General features: G+C 63.2%; 17 protein-coding genes, 1 pseudogene and 1 riboswitch. Of the genes and pseudogenes, 4 read left to right on the top strand and 14 right to left on the bottom strand.

The annotated features are described in order from the left end of the window. Positions 1-23 precede the first annotated feature (23 nt). The 4 genes from EOB59_RS17060 to EOB59_RS17045 form a co-directional block, all read right to left on the bottom strand. Positions 24-530 (bottom strand): RES domain-containing protein, encoded by a 507-nt coding sequence (locus tag EOB59_RS17060; protein WP_127270325.1) that lies wholly within the window; start codon positions 528-530, stop codon positions 24-26. Further along, a complete protein-coding gene (locus tag EOB59_RS17055; protein ID WP_127270326.1) occupies positions 523-894 on the bottom strand; it encodes an antitoxin Xre/MbcA/ParS toxin-binding domain-containing protein in 372 nt (123 codons plus the stop codon). The genes EOB59_RS17060 and EOB59_RS17055 overlap by 8 nt, the downstream gene beginning before the upstream one ends. Before the next feature lie 76 nt (positions 895-970). After that, positions 971-2,212 (bottom strand): class I SAM-dependent RNA methyltransferase, encoded by a 1,242-nt coding sequence (locus tag EOB59_RS17050; RefSeq protein ID WP_127811003.1) that lies wholly within the window; start codon positions 2,210-2,212, stop codon positions 971-973. Continuing rightward, the gene (locus EOB59_RS17045) at positions 2,209-2,973 is read right to left on the bottom strand and encodes a TlyA family RNA methyltransferase (protein ID WP_128288849.1); all 765 of its coding nucleotides are present in this window, start codon (positions 2,971-2,973) and stop codon (positions 2,209-2,211) included. The genes EOB59_RS17050 and EOB59_RS17045 overlap by 4 nt, the downstream gene beginning before the upstream one ends. 286 nt (positions 2,974-3,259) lie before the next feature. Here EOB59_RS17045 and EOB59_RS17040 point away from each other — a divergent pair, with 286 nt between their 5' ends. Together EOB59_RS17040 and EOB59_RS17035 are read left to right on the top strand one after the other, a co-directional pair. Beyond that, positions 3,260-4,255, top strand: coding sequence for a sterol desaturase family protein (locus tag EOB59_RS17040; RefSeq protein WP_164895674.1), 996 nt, complete (start codon positions 3,260-3,262; stop codon positions 4,253-4,255). After that, a complete protein-coding gene (locus EOB59_RS17035) occupies positions 4,252-5,403 on the top strand; it encodes a GNAT family N-acetyltransferase (protein ID WP_128288847.1) in 1,152 nt (383 codons plus the stop codon). The genes EOB59_RS17040 and EOB59_RS17035 overlap by 4 nt, the downstream gene beginning before the upstream one ends. Positions 5,404-5,486: 83 nt before the next feature. Here the strand turns inward: EOB59_RS17035 and EOB59_RS17030 are convergent, their stop codons facing one another. The 6 genes from EOB59_RS17030 to EOB59_RS17005 form a co-directional block, all read right to left on the bottom strand. Beyond that, the gene (locus EOB59_RS17030) at positions 5,487-5,780 is read right to left on the bottom strand and encodes a hypothetical protein (RefSeq protein ID WP_128288846.1); all 294 of its coding nucleotides are present in this window, start codon (positions 5,778-5,780) and stop codon (positions 5,487-5,489) included. A gap of 162 nt (positions 5,781-5,942) precedes the next feature. Continuing rightward, on the bottom strand, positions 5,943-7,856 hold the full coding sequence (gene dxs, locus EOB59_RS17025) for a 1-deoxy-D-xylulose-5-phosphate synthase (RefSeq protein ID WP_128288845.1): 1,914 nt from the start codon (positions 7,854-7,856) through the stop codon (positions 5,943-5,945). A 128-nt stretch (positions 7,857-7,984) separates the two neighbouring features. After that, positions 7,985-8,905, bottom strand: coding sequence for a pirin family protein (locus EOB59_RS17020; RefSeq protein ID WP_128288844.1), 921 nt, complete (start codon positions 8,903-8,905; stop codon positions 7,985-7,987). 39 nt (positions 8,906-8,944) lie between these two features. After that, a complete protein-coding gene (locus EOB59_RS17015) occupies positions 8,945-9,211 on the bottom strand; it encodes a DUF2277 domain-containing protein (RefSeq protein ID WP_027035955.1) in 267 nt (88 codons plus the stop codon). 110 nt (positions 9,212-9,321) lie between these two features. Then, entirely contained in the window at positions 9,322-9,573 is a 252-nt protein-coding gene (locus EOB59_RS17010; RefSeq protein WP_023808624.1) for an exodeoxyribonuclease VII small subunit, read from the bottom strand. Positions 9,574-9,576: 3 nt separating this feature from the next. After that, entirely contained in the window at positions 9,577-10,503 is a 927-nt protein-coding gene (locus EOB59_RS17005; protein ID WP_127398621.1) for a histone deacetylase family protein, read from the bottom strand. Between the two features lie 119 nt (positions 10,504-10,622). Further along, a riboswitch (cobalamin riboswitch) is annotated at positions 10,623-10,803 on the top strand. A gap of 2 nt (positions 10,804-10,805) precedes the next feature. Here EOB59_RS17005 and bluB point away from each other — a divergent pair. Continuing rightward, a pseudogene (gene bluB / locus EOB59_RS36415) lies at positions 10,806-11,531 on the top strand (5,6-dimethylbenzimidazole synthase); the annotation flags it as partial. Positions 11,532-11,653: 122 nt separating this feature from the next. Here the strand turns inward: bluB and EOB59_RS16995 are convergent. Both EOB59_RS16995 and EOB59_RS16990 read right to left on the bottom strand, forming a co-directional pair. Next, on the bottom strand, positions 11,654-12,637 hold the full coding sequence (locus tag EOB59_RS16995; protein ID WP_245486666.1) for a hypothetical protein: 984 nt from the start codon (positions 12,635-12,637) through the stop codon (positions 11,654-11,656). 287 nt (positions 12,638-12,924) lie between these two features. Further along, positions 12,925-13,533, bottom strand: coding sequence for a TetR/AcrR family transcriptional regulator (locus tag EOB59_RS16990; protein ID WP_128288842.1), 609 nt, complete (start codon positions 13,531-13,533; stop codon positions 12,925-12,927). A 121-nt stretch (positions 13,534-13,654) separates the two neighbouring features. On the opposite strand from EOB59_RS16990, the gene EOB59_RS16985 reads away from it, so the two are divergent. Beyond that, complete coding sequence (locus EOB59_RS16985) at positions 13,655-14,878, top strand: MFS transporter (protein WP_128288841.1); 1,224 nt, start codon at positions 13,655-13,657, stop codon at positions 14,876-14,878. 148 nt (positions 14,879-15,026) lie between these two features. Here EOB59_RS16985 and ribB read toward each other — a convergent pair whose 3' ends face one another. Together ribB and aroC are read right to left on the bottom strand one after the other, a co-directional pair. Beyond that, positions 15,027-16,127 (bottom strand): 3,4-dihydroxy-2-butanone-4-phosphate synthase, encoded by a 1,101-nt coding sequence (ribB, locus tag EOB59_RS16980; protein WP_128288840.1) that lies wholly within the window; start codon positions 16,125-16,127, stop codon positions 15,027-15,029. A gap of 111 nt (positions 16,128-16,238) precedes the next feature. Next, a partial coding sequence (gene aroC, locus EOB59_RS16975) for a chorismate synthase (RefSeq protein WP_245486665.1) occupies positions 16,239-17,301 on the bottom strand: 1,063 nt, incomplete at its 5' end.

The following is a 17,301-nucleotide window of genomic DNA, read 5'->3' as shown; positions in this document are numbered from 1 at the left end:
CTTACTCGCCCATCTGAATTGCCCTAAAGCCAGGATGCCGGCGATTTCGGCAGACGACGGTCGGGGTCGACGACCTCTAGGCGCGGCGCGCCATCCTCGTTCCAGCGCCAGAGCGCAACGCAGGTGCCGCCGGGCGACATGAAGGACGGATAGATCACGCCGTTCACCCCATCGGCAAGCAGGCGATCCCGCAGCTTGTGGGTCTCGGGCACAAGGCCCTGATCCAGCATGTCTCGCCATTCGCATTGGTGAATACCCGCCGTCATGGCCAATTCGCTCAGCATTGCGGCATCGGTCAGATCGGCCAAGCGCGCGCCCGAGAGCTCTAGTTGGGCAATTAACGCCGGATGCTGGACGAAGCCCTGATTGTACTCCGCCCAGGCGGTGGACAATTCGCGCGCCGCATAGATCGTTGAAGCGCCAATCGGATTCCAGCGACCGCCGAAGTGGGCAGCGCCCTCGCCCGAAAGCGGCAGATGCGCCCAACGCGGTACGAAGGCCCGCCACAAGGTCAGGCTGATCTCAGGCATACACGCCGGAGCGGACGGCCTCCAGGTAGGCCAGCACCTTGTCCGTCTTGCCCTCGCGAACCAGGTCGTAGGCGGTCTTTCCCGCCCAGCCGGGGATCGGCTGGTGCTTAAACCAGATCGCCGCACGTTGCTCGCCGCCGGCCATTTCACCGGCCATCGACAGGATGCGGACGATCGGGCTGAGGGCGGCGTCGACCTTGCGCGCGCCGGCCTTGGCGGCAAGTGTGTTGCGCGCGACCCCGATCAGGCCGGCCAATTCGGTCAGGTTGACACCAAGCTGTTCCGCGACACGCCTTGCCGAAAGGTAAGGCGACCGTTCCTCGCCAAAGCGTGACGCCGGAACTTCGAGGGCTGCGGAATTCATGACGATTACCTAGCATAGTTTGATGCGTACGGTATCAAAATAGGCCCAATTCACGCGCAACTCAAGCACAAGCGACCTACCGCCTCCGCTTCGGCTTCTCCAGCAACGCAACGGCCTCAACATGCGGCGACCACAGGAACTGGTCGATCGGCGTCACGCTTTTCAGGATGTAGCCGCCGTCGATGAGGATGCGCAAATCTCGCGCGAGCGTCACCGGATTGCAGGACACCGCGGCGACGTACGGCACATCCGAACGGGCGATCTGCTTCGACTGATCCTCGGCGCCAGCGCGCGGCGGGTCGAACACCACACCATCGAAGGCATTCAATTCCTTGAACGTCAACGGCCGCCGGAACAGGTCGCGGCGTTCACCCGTCACCCGCTTCAAGCCAGTGGCGAAACGCGATCCACGGTCGAGGGCCGAAAGGGCTGCCGCATCGCCCTCCACCGCATGGACTTCCGACTTCGCGGCCAGACGCAGAGCAAAGCTGCCGCAGCCGGCGAAAAGATCCGCCACCTTCTTGGCACGCTTCAGATGCCCACCGACGATATCGGCCATCGCCTGTTCGGCGGCCTCGGTTGCCTGCAGGAACGCGCCCGGGGGCAAGGCGACAGCGACGCTACCGAACATGACAACCGGCTTTTTCGGCTCGATGATGATTTCGTCATCGATGGACAGCCTGGCAAAGCCCTGCGCCATGACGAAATTGGCCGCGATACGGCGCTGGTGCTCCCCGAGCTTGCCGGATTCGTGAACCGCGACATCGAGCCCCGAACCGGTCACGGTGACCGCCAGCCGGAACGATTTGGTGGTTGCGCAGACCAATTCGGCGAGCGCCTTCAACCGATCGAGCGAAGCGACGATCTCCGGCAGCGAGATCGGGCATTCCGATATGGCGATGATCTCCGGCGACAGATGGCGATGGAAGCCGAGCAGCATGCCTGTATCGGTGCGCCGGGCGGCCAGCACGACACGGCGGCGCGTCTGCGGCGCGCAGGCGACCAGTTCGCCGATCTCGCAATCGATGCCTTTGCCCTTCAGGATGTGCGCCACTTTTTCGCGTTTCCACTGGCGATAGGCTCCGGCTTCGAAATGCTGGAGCGCGCAACCACCGCATTCGGTGAAATGGCGGCAGGCGGGGTCGATGCGCAGCGGCGATGCTTCCAGCACCGCCATCAGCATGGCGCGATCCCTTTCGCGCGCGGCGGTGACCGTTTCACCGGGCAGTGTGAAGGGAATGAACAGATCGCCTGTCTCGGTCTCGGCGACACCGTCGCCCTGAGCGCCAAGTTTCCTGATGCTGAAGCGCGCGCTCATCGGTCCTTGATCCCACCGAGCAGGAATTCGCGATTGCCGTCGCCGCCCTCGATCGGCGACAAATGCAGCCCCAGCGAGCGCCAGCCTGGCACGGAGTCCAGCCAATCCTGCAGCAGGCCGGCGACACGGGAGGCGTCGTAGGGATCTTTCAACAGACCACCCTTGCCGATCGCATCACGGCCCGCCTCGAATTGCGGCTTGACCAGAAACATGGCCTTGGCGCCAGCCTTCGCCAGATCAAGCGCCGGCGGCAGCGCCAGTTTCAGCGAGATGAAGCTGACGTCGGACACGATGAAATCCGGAATACGCCCGCTGAGATCGGCAACGGCGAGATCGCGGGCGTTCAGTCCTTCGATCACCGTCACACGCGGGTCGCCGCCGATATCAGGATGCATCTGGCCATGACCGACATCGACCGCGGTGACATGGGCCACGCCGCGCTCGAGCAACACCTGGGTGAAGCCGCCGGTCGAGGCGCCGATGTCGAGCGCTTCAGAGCCGGCAGGGTCGAGGCCGAAATGATCGAGCCCACCGATCAGCTTGAGTGCCGCGCGCGACACATAGCCTTGCGCCGGATCATCGATGGCAACAAGGCATTGCGGCAAAACGCTCTGGCCGGGCTTGCGCGCAATGACGCCGTCGACGGTCACCGTGCCACGCTCGACCGCGTCGCGGGCACGTGAGCGGCTGGCAAACAGCCCGCGCTGGACGAGCAGGTCGTCGAGCCGCTGGCGTGCGCTGGCTGGCAGAGGGGAATTCATTGGCCTTCATGGCGAAAGCCGATGACGATGGCAAGAGCACCGGCCGGAAGCATCTCGTCTCACGTTCCCATCATCACGCCCAGCACATTGGACTGCGGCGATGGTGAGGCGTTCCGTCACGCCGACCACCCTATGAATAATGAGGTCTCGTCGCCTGCCGATAAGTGCCTAAAATCTAGAAAGCCTCATGATTTCTTAACCAATTTTCATCGCATTTGCTTGAGGACTTCAATGTTATGGACCGCGACGACCGGAAAAGCCGGATGAAGAGGCGGCAACCTTGGAAATGGCCAGCGATATCGTCTACAAGGTTCTTGACCGGATTTCCGGCGCCGGCCTGCTGGCGACCGGACTTCTGTTGTTGACTGCTTTGGTCAGCGCCCTGGTCGCCTACTGGCGCACGGTCGAGAAAAAGAGCTGGAAAGAGTTTTCCGAGTTCGCAGTCCCGCATGAGGTCATCACGCACCCTTCGGCGAAAGCCGACCTTTTGTTCTGGGTGACGCGGAAGGCGCTGATGCCATTCCTCATGCTGCCCGCCGGCGTCGTCTTCGTCAGCGCCGTCGGCTATGCGACGAACTGGTTGCTCTCCACGCTGCTGGCGATCCAGCCGCCCCTGATCGAAGGACCGGCAGGGCCGGTGACGGTGACGATCTTCACCATCACCATGCTGCTTGCCTACGACATTTCGTACTATCTCTATCACGTCGCCCAGCACCGCTACCCGGTGCTGTGGGAACTGCACAAGGTTCACCATTCGGCCGAGGTGATGGTCGGCATCACCAAGGATCGCGTCCACCCGCTCGACGAATTGATGAACCGGGCCTGGGACGGCGTCATTCCCGGCATCTGCTTCGGCATCTGGTCGCTGGTGTCGCTGAACCTCGTCGAGCTGACGGTCTTCGGCGTCAACGTCTACATCATACGCAACATCCTGATGATGGATTTCGTCAGGCACACGCATTTCAAGATCTCGTTTGGACCGTTGAACAATCTGATCCTGTGCCCGCACTGGCATCAGCTGCACCACAGCACCGACCCGCGCCACTACGACAAGAACTTCGGGCTGCTCTTCTCGTTCTGGGATCGGCTCTTCGGAACCCTGTGCGTTCCGAGACCCGACGAGGACTTCAAGTTCGGTTTGATCGAACGCAACGTGCGCGACTACCAGTCGCTCGCAGGCCTCTATGTCCTGCCGCTGAAGCGGATGTGGCGGCAGATCGCCAGACATTTCCGCACCGACAAGCCCGAGCCACAGCAATCGCCGCAAAGGGGGAAGCCATGAACGGACCCGCCGTGTTCCGGATGCCGCGAACGCACCGGATCGAAATTGCGACCTCGCCAGCGCGACTGGCAGAAATCGCGCCCGCCTGGGCAGCGCTCTGGCAACGCGCCGGCGGCCTCGTTTTCCAGCATCCCGACTGGATCTCGGCCTGGTGGCACACCACACCGCATCAGGACCGTCGCGGTCTCAGGATCGGCCTGGTCTGGAGCGGCGAGCGTCTCGAGGCCGTCATTGCGCTCGCGACCTTCTGGCGCTCGGGCATCCGTATGCTGGAATGGGCGGCGAAAGATCACTGCGACTATGGCGATGTCCTGGTTGCTCCCGATGCCGAGCCACAGATCCTGCCGCAACTCTGGCAACATATCCTCGACGATGGCGGCTTCGATCTTGCCTACCTCAATCGTCTGTTGCCCGATGCCCGATTCCGGACCCTGCTTGGTCCCGCCGCCCCAGGCCAGAGCAATATCTTGCAGCCAAGCCACCGCAGCGAGGTCAGCTATCGAGTTTCCGGCGCCGGGCAACGCGGCGCACAATGGTTTGAAAGCCAGTCGAAGAAAACTCGGCAAAACTATCGCCGTGGCTACAAATTCATGGAGGAAGGCGGCGCGCTGCGTTTCCGCCTGATGGATGCGCACGAAGCCCGCGAGCCGGTGCTGGAGCGCGTCGCCGCGCTGAAGCGGTTGTGGCTTGCAAAACACGGCCGCGTTTCGGACCTCTTCGACGAAGGCTCCCCCGCGCTGGCGGCACTCATATCCGTTCTGGCCAAGCTTGGATTGCTGCGCATCTTCGTGCTCGAACGCGAAGACGAGATCATCGCCATCTCGATCAATTTCGAGCAGCATGGAAAGATGATGGCTTTCGTCACCACCTATGATCCGGCCTTCGAACGGGCCTCGCCGGGGATGGCCTTGATGATGGATTACATCCAGTGGTCGTTTGACCGAGGCTTGACCACGATCGATTTTCTCTGCGGCGGCGAGGATTTCAAGCGCCGCTTTGCGACGCATTCGGTGACCTTGTCGTCGGTGGTGGGTGGACGAAACCTGCGCGGACGCCTAGCCGCCCTGGCAGACCGCGCCCGCCACGCGGCGCAATCCTGGCGCCCCGAGAAATCGGCGCAGCAAGCGGAGCTGGTTGCGGCGGAGTAGCATTGCCGACGCTTTTTAGATCGCCTGCACAGCGGCAAGCGCGAAACGATCGGGCAATCCCGATAGGCTTGTTGGTCTTCAGCTCAGAATACGGTTCGCGAAACCGGGCGCTCGACGGCTGGAGACAAGCCATCCTCACGGCCGCCCGAAGCTTGCTCGCGTGCAGGCTCGATGGCACCCGCAGGCGCGGGAACAGGGGCCGGCAGAACCACCAATTGCGGCACCTGCTTGAAGGAAAAGCCGCCGCGGATGCCGCCCATCTTGCCGGCGATGATGCCCATCGCCGCCTTTTCGAGGCTGCGGTCATAGCGCGTTTCGGGTGTGGCCGGCGCGATGATAACGGCGCAAAGTGCTGCGCCGCACAGAAGCGTTTTCATTGTTGTTGTCTCCCTGCCTGATCAGGATTTAGCAGGGCGCCATTGAAAAACGGCCAAGAGACACGGTAAGCAAAGCGCCAAATGGCAGCGTAAACAATGCCTTAAGATCGCTTGCCGGCAAACTGATTCAAGTCTTTGAGACTTTGATTCAGGCGCGCTGGATCAGGCGCGCTGGGCGTGGACTGTGTGCCCGAGTGCCACGAATACGGTGCGCACGATGCCGGCGGCATCGAGCCCGGCATCGGCATACATCTTTTCCGGCTTGGCGTGGTCGGTGAACGCGTCGGGCAGCACCAGCGGGCGCACCTTCAGGCCGCTTTCCAGCAGCCCTTCATGGGCGAGGAACTGCAGCACGTGGCTGGCGAAGCCGCCAACGGCGCCCTCCTCCACCGTCACCAGAACCTCATGCGAACGGGCCAGCCGTCGGACCAGATCCTGGTCGAGCGGCTTGGCGAAACGGGCGTCGGCGACCGTGGTGGACAGGCCGGCAGCCCCTAGCTCCTCCGCGGCGATCAGGCAATCCTGCAGCCGCGTGCCGAAGGACAGCAATGCAACCTTGGTGCCCTCCTTGACGATGCGGCCCTTGCCGATTTCGAGAACCGAGCCGCGCTCCGGCATGTCGACGCCGACGCCATTGCCGCGCGGATAGCGGAAGGCGATCGGACCCTCATCATAGCTCGCCGCGGTGCGCACCATGTGGCGCAGCTCCGCCTCGTCGGCCGCCGCCATGACGACGAAACCCGGCAGTGTCGCCAGGAAGGTGGTGTCGAAAGCGCCGCAATGGGTCGCGCCATCGGCGCCGACGAAGCCGGCGCGGTCGATGGGAAACCGCACCGGCAATTTCTGAATGGCGACGTCGTGGACGACCTGGTCGTATGCGCGCTGCAGGAAGGTCGAATAGATCGCCGCGAATGGCTTGTAACCTTCGGTGGCAAGGCCGGCGGCAAAGGTCACCGCGTGCTGTTCGGCAATGCCGACATCGAAGATCCGCGATGGAAACGCTTCGCCGAACAAATCGAGGCCGGTGCCGCTCGGCATGGCGGCGGTGATGGCGACGATGCGGTCGTCCTCACGGCCCTCCTGAACCAGGCTTTCGGCGAACACCTTGGTGTAGGCAGGCGCGTTGGCCGGCGCCTTGGCCTGCGCGCCGGTAATGACGTCGAACTTGTTGACGCCGTGATATTTGTCGGCGGCGGCTTCGGCCGGCGCATAGCCCTTGCCCTTCTGGGTGACGACATGGATGAGCACCGGGCCTTCGCCATTGTCGCGGACATTTTTCAGGACCGGGATCAGATGCTCCAGATTGTGGCCGTCTATCGGGCCGATGTGATAGAAGCCGAGTTCCTCGAACAGCGTGCCGCCGGTGACGTACCCGCGTGCATGCTCGACCGCCCTTGTGATCGCACGATCCGCGCGCTTGCCGAGATAGGACGTCAGTTTCTTGCCGAAATCGCGCAGGCCGATATAGGCCTTGCCGGAGGCCAGCCGCGCCAGATAGGCGCTCATCGCGCCGGTCGGCGGCGCGATCGACATGTCGTTGTCGTTGAGAATGACGATCAGCCGTGCATCGAGCGCACCGGCATTGTTCATCGCCTCATAGGCCATGCCGGCAGACATGGCGCCGTCGCCGATGACGGCAATGACGTTGTTGCGGCCGCCGGAGAGATCGCGGGCGGCGGCCATTCCGAGGCCGGCCGATATCGATGTCGAGGAGTGGGCGGCGCCGAAGGGATCGTACTCGCTCTCGGCGCGGCGGGTGAAGCCGGACAGGCCGCCTTCCTGGCGCAGCGTGCGGATACGGTCGCGGCGGCCGGTCAGGATCTTGTGCGGATAGGCCTGGTGGCCGACATCCCAGATCAGCCGGTCGTCCGGGGTGTTGAAGACATAGTGCAGCGCCACTGTCAGCTCGACCACGCCAAGCCCGGCGCCCAGATGACCACCCGTGCGGGACACGGCGTCGACCAGCTCGGCGCGAAGCTCGGACGCCAATTGTGGCAGTTCGCTTTCGGCAAGCGTGCGCAGGTCGGCCGGGATGCGGACCTTGTCGAGAAGCGGCGTATGCGGCGTTGCGTTCACGGTGCTCGGGCTTTCGGTTGATGGGCGAATAGGCCGCCGGCCGGCGAAAGTAAATGCGTGTCAGTGACGCGGATCAGGCCCTAGTCTTTTGTCTATGCATTTCGTTCTGCCACTTTGGGTGACAGGCATCAGCTTTCCGGCAGCGGGATGAATTCTTCCTCGTCTCCTGGAACGATGTCGAAGCGGCCCGTCTTCCATTCTTGCTTGGCCTGTTCGATGCGTTCCTTCGACGATGAGACGAAATTCCACCAGATGTAACGCTTCGAACCGAGCGAGGCGCCGCCAAACAGCATGAAATGTGCACCGGTCTGCGACGATACGACGATCTCGTCACCGGGACGGAACACCAGCAGCCGTTCCGCCGGAAAGACGTCACCTGATATCGAGACCTCGCCTTCCAGCGTGTAGATAGCTCGTTCTTCCGCATCGGCCGGGATGTTCACGCTGGCGCCGGGCGCCAGGCGCAGGTCGGCGTAGAGCGTCTCCGAGTCAGCCCTGACCGGCGACCGCAACCCCTGGAAATCGCCGATGATGAGGCGCCCGTTGACGCCTTCGGCATCGATCTCGGGAAGCCTGAGCGCTCCTGTGTTCTCGAAAACCGGTGCCACCTCTTCCTTGTCGTCCGGCAGCGCCAGCCATGTCTGCAGGCCGGATACCGACATCGGCGCGCCACGCAGTTCCTCCGGCGTACGCTCCGAATGGACGATGCCGCGGCCGGCGGTCATCAAATTCACGTCGCCGGGCTGAATGACCATTTCGGTGCCGAGTGAATCGCGGTGCCGGATCTTGCCGTCGAACAGATAGGTGACCGTCGACAGGCCGATATGCGGATGCGGACGGACGTCCAGCGCCTGGCCGGCGCGCAGGATCGCGGGACCCATGCGGTCGAAGAAGATGAACGGCCCGACCAGCCGCCTTTTTGCCGTCGGCAGAGCACGGCGCACCTGAAAACCGCCGATGTCCTTGGCGTTCGGGATGACCATCAATTCGATCTGGTCGCTGGCTAAGGCATCGCCCACCTCAGGGTCTTTCCCGGGGAAGAAGCTCATGGACTCTCCTTGTCGGTGGTCGAAGGCCGCCTGGCCGCATCAGGCAAAGCGGATCGCCGCCTTTGCCCGCAGCTTGGCCGCCACCTCTTCGCGATTACGCGGATGCTGATGGGTTTCCAGGGAATCGAGCAGTTCGCGCGCCGAGGCCGCGATGGCTTCGACGGCATGGTCGAAGGCGTGCTGGTTCTGCTTCGAGGGTCGCGTCGTTCCGCTCAGCTTGCGGACGAACTGAAGGGCCGCGTCGCGCACCTCGTCATTGGTTGCCGGCGGATCAAAATTGAACAGGGTCTTGATGTTTCTGCACATCGCTTCCGTATCTCCTCTTGTCCTTGAGCTGTTTCAATCGGGACGAGTTATATCCTCGATCATGATCATGTCCAAAAACCGGTGAGGCGAGCCTATGTTCGGACCGGGCCTCAATCCGCGTCGAGCGGCTCCGTTCCGACCGGCTTGCCGTCGCGCGACAGCCTGATCTTCTCGACCTTGTCCTCGGCGGCCTTCAGCAGCCGGTCGCAATGCGCCTTCAGCGCCTCGCCACGTTCATAGATCCTGATCGACTGGTCGAGCGGCACGTCGCCACGCTCCAGATCATCGACGATCTTCTCCAGCGCATCGAGTGCCTGCTCGAAGCTCATCGCCTTGACGTCTTCGTTGGTCTCATCGGCCATCATTCATCCTTTCATCAGTCGCCCGACATGGGCGGCGACCGAAAATGCCAATCCCTGCAGATCGTAGCCGCCCTCGAGCAGGCTGACGAGCCGGTTGCCGCTGTGGCGTGCCGCGCGCTGCATCAGCTGGCCGGTCGCCCAGTCGAAATCATCCTCGGTCAGATTGATCTCGGCCAGCGGATCGCGGTGGTGCGCGTCGAACCCCGCCGAAATGATAATCAGGTCGGGCGCGAAATTGTCGAGCGCGGGCAGGACGCGCGACAGGAAGGCATCGCGAAACACCTCGCTGCCAGTCTGCGGCGCCAGCGGCGCGTTGACGATGTTGCCGGCGCCCGTTTCGTTCTTCGCTCCGGTGCCGGGATAAAGCGGCATCTGGTGTGTCGAGCAATAGAGCACCGACGGATCGTCCCAGAAAATGTCCTGCGTGCCATTGCCGTGATGCACGTCCCAGTCGACGATGGCAACGCGCTCGACACCGTGTTTCTTCTGCGCATAGCGCGCCGCGATCGCCGCCGTGTTGAACAGGCAGAAGCCCATGGCGGTGCTCTTTTCGGCATGATGGCCGGGCGGCCGGGCGGCGACGAAGACGTTGTCGGCGCGGCCCGAAAAGACGTCATCGACGGCGGCGTTGGCGGCGCCGATCGCGGTGATCGCCGCTTGCCAGCTCTTCGGACTGGCAGTGGTGTCGGCATCGATGCGGGCAATCCCCTCGTCGGGAATGGCGGCGCGCACGCGGGCGACGAAATCGGCGGGATGCGCGTAGAGGATGGTGGCCTCGTCGCCTTCCGGCGCCTGGATACGATCGAGCCCGGCAAAGGCTTCCTCATCGAGCACGCGCTCGATGGCACGCAAGCGGTCGGGCCGCTCGGGATGTCCGGGCGGCGTGAGATGCTCGAGGAAGATCGGATGGGTGTAGAGACGGGTGGTCATGCTCCCTATCTAGTGCCCCGGCGCCGCTATGGCCATGCATTGCTGCTTGATCGCTGGGGAAAATCGACTGCGTCCATTCGCGTCGCCGCAGGCATTGGCCTCGCCGGCGCTTCGGCGTAAGGTCCCTGGTACTGCCTGGTGCCCGCCGGAAGCGGGAGAATCGGGAACACGGTTGAATTCCGTGGCGTGCCCAACGCTGTGAGGGGGACCGCGCCGGTAAATGCCACTGTCGATGACGGGAAGGCACCGGACGCGGGTTGATCCCAAGCCAGAAGACCGGCCTGGCAGGCATTGTCATCCGCATGGTCAGGCGGACGACATCAGAGCGACGTGCGTCTACTTGGACGCACAAACTACGCTCTGACAGTTTTGAATCTGCAATCGCAAGGGGACAAGCGATGCCGGAACACATGACCGCTGCCATTGACGATGGATTTGACCAGGATGCGCGCGATGCGGTCTATCGCGCCATGTTCACGCGGCGCGACGTGCGCAGCCATTTCCTGCCCACCGCGATCGATGACGACGTGCTGGCGCGGCTGCTGCTTGCTGCCCATCACGCGCCATCGGTCGGCTTCATGCAGCCATGGAATTTCATCGTCATTCGTGACATCGAGCGACGGGCGGAGGTGCGCGACCTGTTCCTGGCCGCGCGCGAACAGGAGCTGCCGGCGATCGAGGCGGAAAAACAGGCGCTGTACCGCAAGCTCAAGCTGGAAGGCATCTGCGAAAGCGCGCTCAACATCTGCATCACCTGCGATAGGCAGCGCTCGAAGGGTTCGCCGCTGGGACGCTGGCACAATCCGGAGATGGATCTCTACAGCACCGTCTGCGCGGTGCAGAATTTCTGGCTGGCCGCGCGTGCCGAGGGCGTCGGTGTAGGCTGGGTCAGCATCATCGAAGCGCAGGCGCTAAAGCGGCTGTTGGCCATTCCGGACCACGTAACGCCGATCGCCTATCTCTGCGTCGGCCGTGTTTCCGAGTTCGCTCCCAAACCGGACCTTGAAACGCATGGCTGGGGACGGCGGCTGCCGCTGCCGGAGTTGATCATGAGCGAGACCTTTTCCGGGCAAGGCGAGACACAGCTCAAATCCGCCGTGGCGCGCCTCAACACCGTTTCTGCCTCACCAGACATCACCCGCCCGGCCGATCAGGGTGTGGCGCCGGCCGTAGCCCAGCGCGAACCGCCGAAGGAGGCGAGCGCCTTGTCCTTGAGCTCCCTGAACTTCGACGACGCCTCGGCCAGCCGGGCGTCCCAGGCCGGATCCGGCACCTGGCCCGCGATGGTCTTGAAATAGACCTGCATCAGGCAGGCGATGGCGAAGGGTTCAATGAACGCCGCCTTGAATGCCCAGGCGAAGACGATGGCGAGCACAAAAGCCCAGCCGGCGAGCTGGCCAGGCATCAGGAACAGAATCGCGCCGGCAGGCGCCAGCATCATCAGAAAGATGATGAACGACACGCCCCACATGATGACCGCCAGCCAGACGGCGTTCTTGACCATGACCTTGCCGTTCTGGGCATAGAGCACGACGCCCTGGCGCGCCGTCTCGAAGGGCGAGGCTGAATTGATGCGGATGTTGTAGCCGAGGATGATCTCGTCGACATAGGTCAGCGACAGGCGGATCACCGTGTTGATGAAGGAGACCAAGCCGCTCAGGCCCGGTATCGGCAGGAAGGCGGCGATGCCGCCGAGCAGTCCGGTGATGGCGCGGATGGCGCCCTTGACGAGTTGGTCGACGACGAAAAGGATGTTGGCCTCGGCGAAACGCTGGGTCACGATATCCCTGGCATAGGCGATCTGGTCCTGACCGCCGGGAATGTCGCGGCCGTCGATCAGATGAACCATGACGGCGATGTGGCCGGCCTTGACGACATAGAGGATGTATTCGCGGATCCAGTAGACCGCGATCGAGACGATGCCAAACCCGACCACGCCGCCCCACAGGGCAAAGGACATGGGCCCGTCGGGATCGGTGGAGATATGGCCGACGCCATAGCCGACCGAGGCACCGGTGCCGGTCGCCATGATGTAGGCCAGCGTGATGCCGAAATAGACGATCATGCGAAAGACGATGAACGGCCAGGTCCGCATCATGATGGACACCGACCGGCCGATCTCAAAATCCCACATGTGCCCCGAATCTCCGCCTCAGAGATGGTGGAAGAGGATGGACTCAACCCGGCGATTGTCAATTGCCGGCCCCTGACGAAGGGCGACGAATTCGGGCTGACGGTTTTCTTTCGTAGCCTTTCGCCGGCGCGTTGGCTGACGGAGCATCAAACGAAAAACCCGCCTGTGCGGCGGGTCACTGGCGCGAATCGGCACCATGGACGAATATGTACCTTAGCTGAGGGCACGAAGTCAAGAAAAAATTCCTATCGGGAACAGATGCCGGCACGAAAGCTCCGGTGGGAACTTCAATTCGACTCCGGATCCGGCTTCCTGAGCAGGCCTTCGAGCAGTTGCTTGAACGCCGTCACCACCTTCTTCGACGTCGCTTCGGGGTCGTTCGAATTGGCGATCCGTTGCGCCGCCTGGCTGCTCGCTCCGATGATCAGTCGCGAGGCGGTCTCGGGGTCGAGGCTGGAGACAACGACCTCCTCCTCCTGCAGCGCGGTCAGATGGTCGGTCATTGAAGCGATGCACGCACTGGCATTCGGCCATTGCGCTGGATCCCCCAGCACGGCCGGGCCATCGCGGAACATGATGCGCTGGATTTCCGGCTCCAGCGCCATCTCGATATAGGTCGAGCACTCGTCCACGAAATGTTGCCAGCGGGTCGGTGCTCTCGACGCGACCTCATTGATGCGCGCCGCCATCTCGCCGTCAATCTGGGCTATGACCGCCTGCAGCAGCCCCTTCTTGTCGCCGAAATGATGATAGAGCGCGCCGCGCGTCAGCCCGGCCGAAGCGGTGAAATCATCCATCGAGGCTTCTGCATAGCCTGTTGTGCCGAAGGCATGACGGGCCGCCGCGATAAGCTTTGCGCGCGTCTCGGCGATCATCTCCTTGCGGGGTCTGTGCATGGCTTCTGGCCCTATTCACATACGCAACGTATGCCAATTGACATACGCGGCGTATGCTCTATTTAATAATCATACGCTCCGTATGTAATTGCCCAATCGTCCTTTGTCGAGGAACCAACCGATGCAAAATCCCTACGCGGAAATCTTTCGTGCCCCCGGCGCCAAGGGCTTTGCGGCCGCCGGCTTCATGGCGCGCCTGCCGATCGCCATGGCGCCCATCGGCATCGTGGCGATGCTGTCGCAGACGCGTGGCGAATACTGGCTGGCCGGAGCCGTCTCGGCGACATACGCGCTGGCCAACGCCTTCGTCGCGCCGCAGGTATCGAGACTGGTGGACCGCCTGGGCCAGACACGGATCGTGGTGCCCACCACCATCATCGCGGTGCTGGCTTTCGCCGTCCTCATAGCGGCGGCCAACCAGGACTGGCCGGTTTGGACGCTGTTCGTATCGGCACTGCTGGCCGCCGCCATGCCAAGCATACCTGCGATGGTGCGCGCGCGCTGGACGGAGATTTTCCGGGGGCGGCCGCAGATGAACACCGCATTCGCCTTCGAGTCGGTGGCCGATGAACTGGTCTATATCGCCGGGGCATCGCTATCGGTCGGCCTGAGTGCCGCCCTATTCCCGGAAGCCGGCGTTCTGGTGAGCACATTATTTCTCGCATTCGGATCAGCGGCCTTCATCCTGCAACGCTCGACCGAGCCCCAGGTGCGGCCGGTCGACCATAACTCAAGCGGCTCGGCGATCCGCCTGCGGCCGGTTCAGATCATCACCCTCGCCCTGATCTTCATCGGCGCAACCTTCGCGACGACGGAAGTGACCACCGTGGCGATCACCAAGGAGCTTGGCCAACCCGGCGCCGCCAGCCTTGTCATCGGCGTTTATGCGCTGGGATCGTTCGTGCTCGGCATCATCGTCGGCGCGCTCAGCCTGAAGGCGCCGCTGCAACGCCAGCTCGCCATCGCAGTCGCCCTCGTCGCGCTCGGCACGCTGTTGCCGCTCGCCGCCGACACCGTGCCGCTGCTGGCGCTGACCGTGTTCATCAGCGGTGTGGCGATCTCGCCGACCTTCATCACCGCGTTCGGCCTGATCGAGCGGCATGTGCCGGAAGCGATGCTGACCGAAGGCATCACCTGGGTCATGACCGGCATCGGCATCGGCATGGCGCTGGGCTCGTTCGCCGCCGGCGCGATGGTGGATGCGTTCGGCGCCCAGAGCGGGTTCTGGGTGTCGGTGGCTTCAGGCACGATCGCACTGGCCACGGTGCTGCTTGGCCAACGCAGCCTTGCCACCCGCGAATGCGACCTGGATGGGTGCGAGGCTGCCGCCGTTCCGGCCGAGTGACCGCCAGGATATGTTGAGATTCAGGTCAGGCCGAGTCGAAAATGATGGATTTCGAGAACCGGAGCGCAGCGGACTTTCCGGTCCGTGAGCACCGGAAGCGCAGAAAGCCGTCATTTGCAGGCCGGCCTAACCTGAATATCGATATATCCTAGAGGATCTCGGTCTTGGCGATATGGATGCCAAAACCTTCGAGGCCGACATAGTGGCGTTCGCGCGAGGCGATCAGGTTGATCGAGGAGATGCCGAGATCCTTGAGGATCTGCGCGCCGAGCCCGATCTCGCGCCACTCGTTTTCGCGGCGGCGGGCCTCGTCGTGATCCTCGCGGTCGCCGCTTGCCGGTCGTTTGCGCTCCTGATGCGCAACGCCGACGGAGCCTTCTCTGAGATAGACGATGACGCCGCGCCTGCGCTCGCCCATTGCCTTCATGATGGCGTCGAGCCGGTGGCTGGTGCCGAACACATCGGTCACCACATCCTCCGAATGCAGGCGCACCGGGACCTCCTCGCCGTCACGAATGTCGCCGAAGACGATGGCGACGTGGTGCATGGAGTCCCACGGCAGCGTGTAGGTGAAGACCTGTGCCTTGCCGCCGAGCGTGTCGATTTCCGAGCAAGCGACGCGTTCGACCAGAGTTTCCTTACGTTGCCGGTAGGCGATGAGGTCGGCAACCGAAACCTGCTTCAGCCCATGCTCCTCGGCGAAAGCCTGCACCTGCGGGCCGCGCTTGACGGTGCCGTCATCATTGACCAGCTCGGAAATGACGCCGACCGGCGGCAGGCCGGCGAGCTTGCACAGATCGACCGCTGCTTCGGTATGGCCGGAGCGCATCAGCACGCCGCCTTCGCGCGCGATCAGCGGGAAGATATGGCCGGGGCGGACGAAATCCGAGCCGCCGACATTGCCGTTGGCAAGATTTCGAACGGTCAAAGTGCGATCTTCGGCCGAGATGCCCGTCGTGGTGCCATGCTTGAAATCGACGCTGACGGTGAAAGCGGTGGTATGGGCGGAATCGTTGTCGGCGACCATCGGCGCAAGGTTCAGCCGCTTGGCTTCTTCGCGCGGCATCGGCGTGCAGACGATGCCGGAGGTGTGGCGCACGATGAACGCCATCTTTTCGGGCGTGCAGTGGACGGCGGCGACGATCAGGTCGCCTTCGTTCTCGCGCCCGTCATCATCCATGACGACGACGATCTCGCCGCGTTCGAAAGCACGCAGGGCTTCGACGATCTTCTTCTGGTCGTAAGGCATAAGTGCTCGCTTCGCTCGCAGGGGAATAAGGGAGTAGGGCAGTACGGGAGTAGGGAAAAGCAAAAAGATTTGGCCGGCCGCGCTAAGAACGCAACATATTCCCTTATTCCCCTATTCCCTCCCCGTCTGTCCCCGATGCCGCAGATAGTGGTCGGCGATCGCACAGGCAACCATTGCTTCGCCGATCGGCACGGCGCGGATGCCGACGCATGGGTCGTGGCGACCCTTGGTCATGATCTCGACGTCCTTGCCGTCCTTGTCGATCGACTTTCGCGGCGTCAGGATCGAGGAGGTCGGCTTCACGGCGAAACGAGCGACGATCGCCTGGCCGGTCGAGATGCCGCCGAGGATGCCGCCGGCATTGTTGGACAGGAACACCGGCTTGCCGTCATTGCCGATGCGCATCTCGTCGGCATTCTGCTCGCCGGTGATGCGGGCGGCCTCGAAGCCGTTGCCGATCTCGACGCCCTTGACCGCGTTGATCGACATCAGGCCGGAGGCGATGTCCTGATCGAGCTTGGCATAGATCGGCGCGCCGAGGCCTGGCGGAACGCCGTCGGCGACGATTTCGATCACCGCACCGACCGAGGAGCCCGCCTTGCGGATGCCGTCGAGATACTGGGTGAAGACGGGTACGGAGGCCGGATCGGGGGTGAAGAACGGATTTTCGGCATCGCCGATGAAATTCCAGTTCCAGTTGGCGCGGTCTATGGATTTTTCGCCCATCGACACCAGCGCGCCGCGCACCACAACGCCCGGAACCACCTTGCGCGCCAAGGCACCGGCCGCCACCCTGGCTGCCGTCTCGCGGGCCGAGGAGCGGCCGCCGCCGCGGTAATCGCGCACGCCGTATTTGACGTCATAGGTGTAGTCGGCATGGCCCGGCCGGTACTGGCGGGCGATCTCGCCATAATCCTTTGAACGCTGGTCGACATTCTCGATCAGCATCGACACCGGCGTGCCGGTGGTGATCATCGTCTCGCCGTCCTCGTCGAAGATGAAGCCGGACAGCACCTTCACTTCATCCGGTTCGCGACGCTGCGTCACGAAACGTGATTGCCCCGGCCGGCGCTTGTCGAGGTCGGCCTGGATGTCGGCTCGAGTGAAGCGGATGCCGGGCGGGCAGCCGTCGACCACGCAGCCGAGCGACGGGCCATGGCTTTCGCCCCAGGTG

This window comes from Mesorhizobium sp. M7A.F.Ca.MR.176.00.0.0 (assembly GCF_004023165.1).
Classification (GTDB): Bacteria; Pseudomonadota; Alphaproteobacteria; order Rhizobiales; family Rhizobiaceae; genus Mesorhizobium.
The sequence above is the reverse complement of the archived record's forward strand: the minus strand, read 5'-3'. Positions and strand labels throughout refer to the sequence as shown.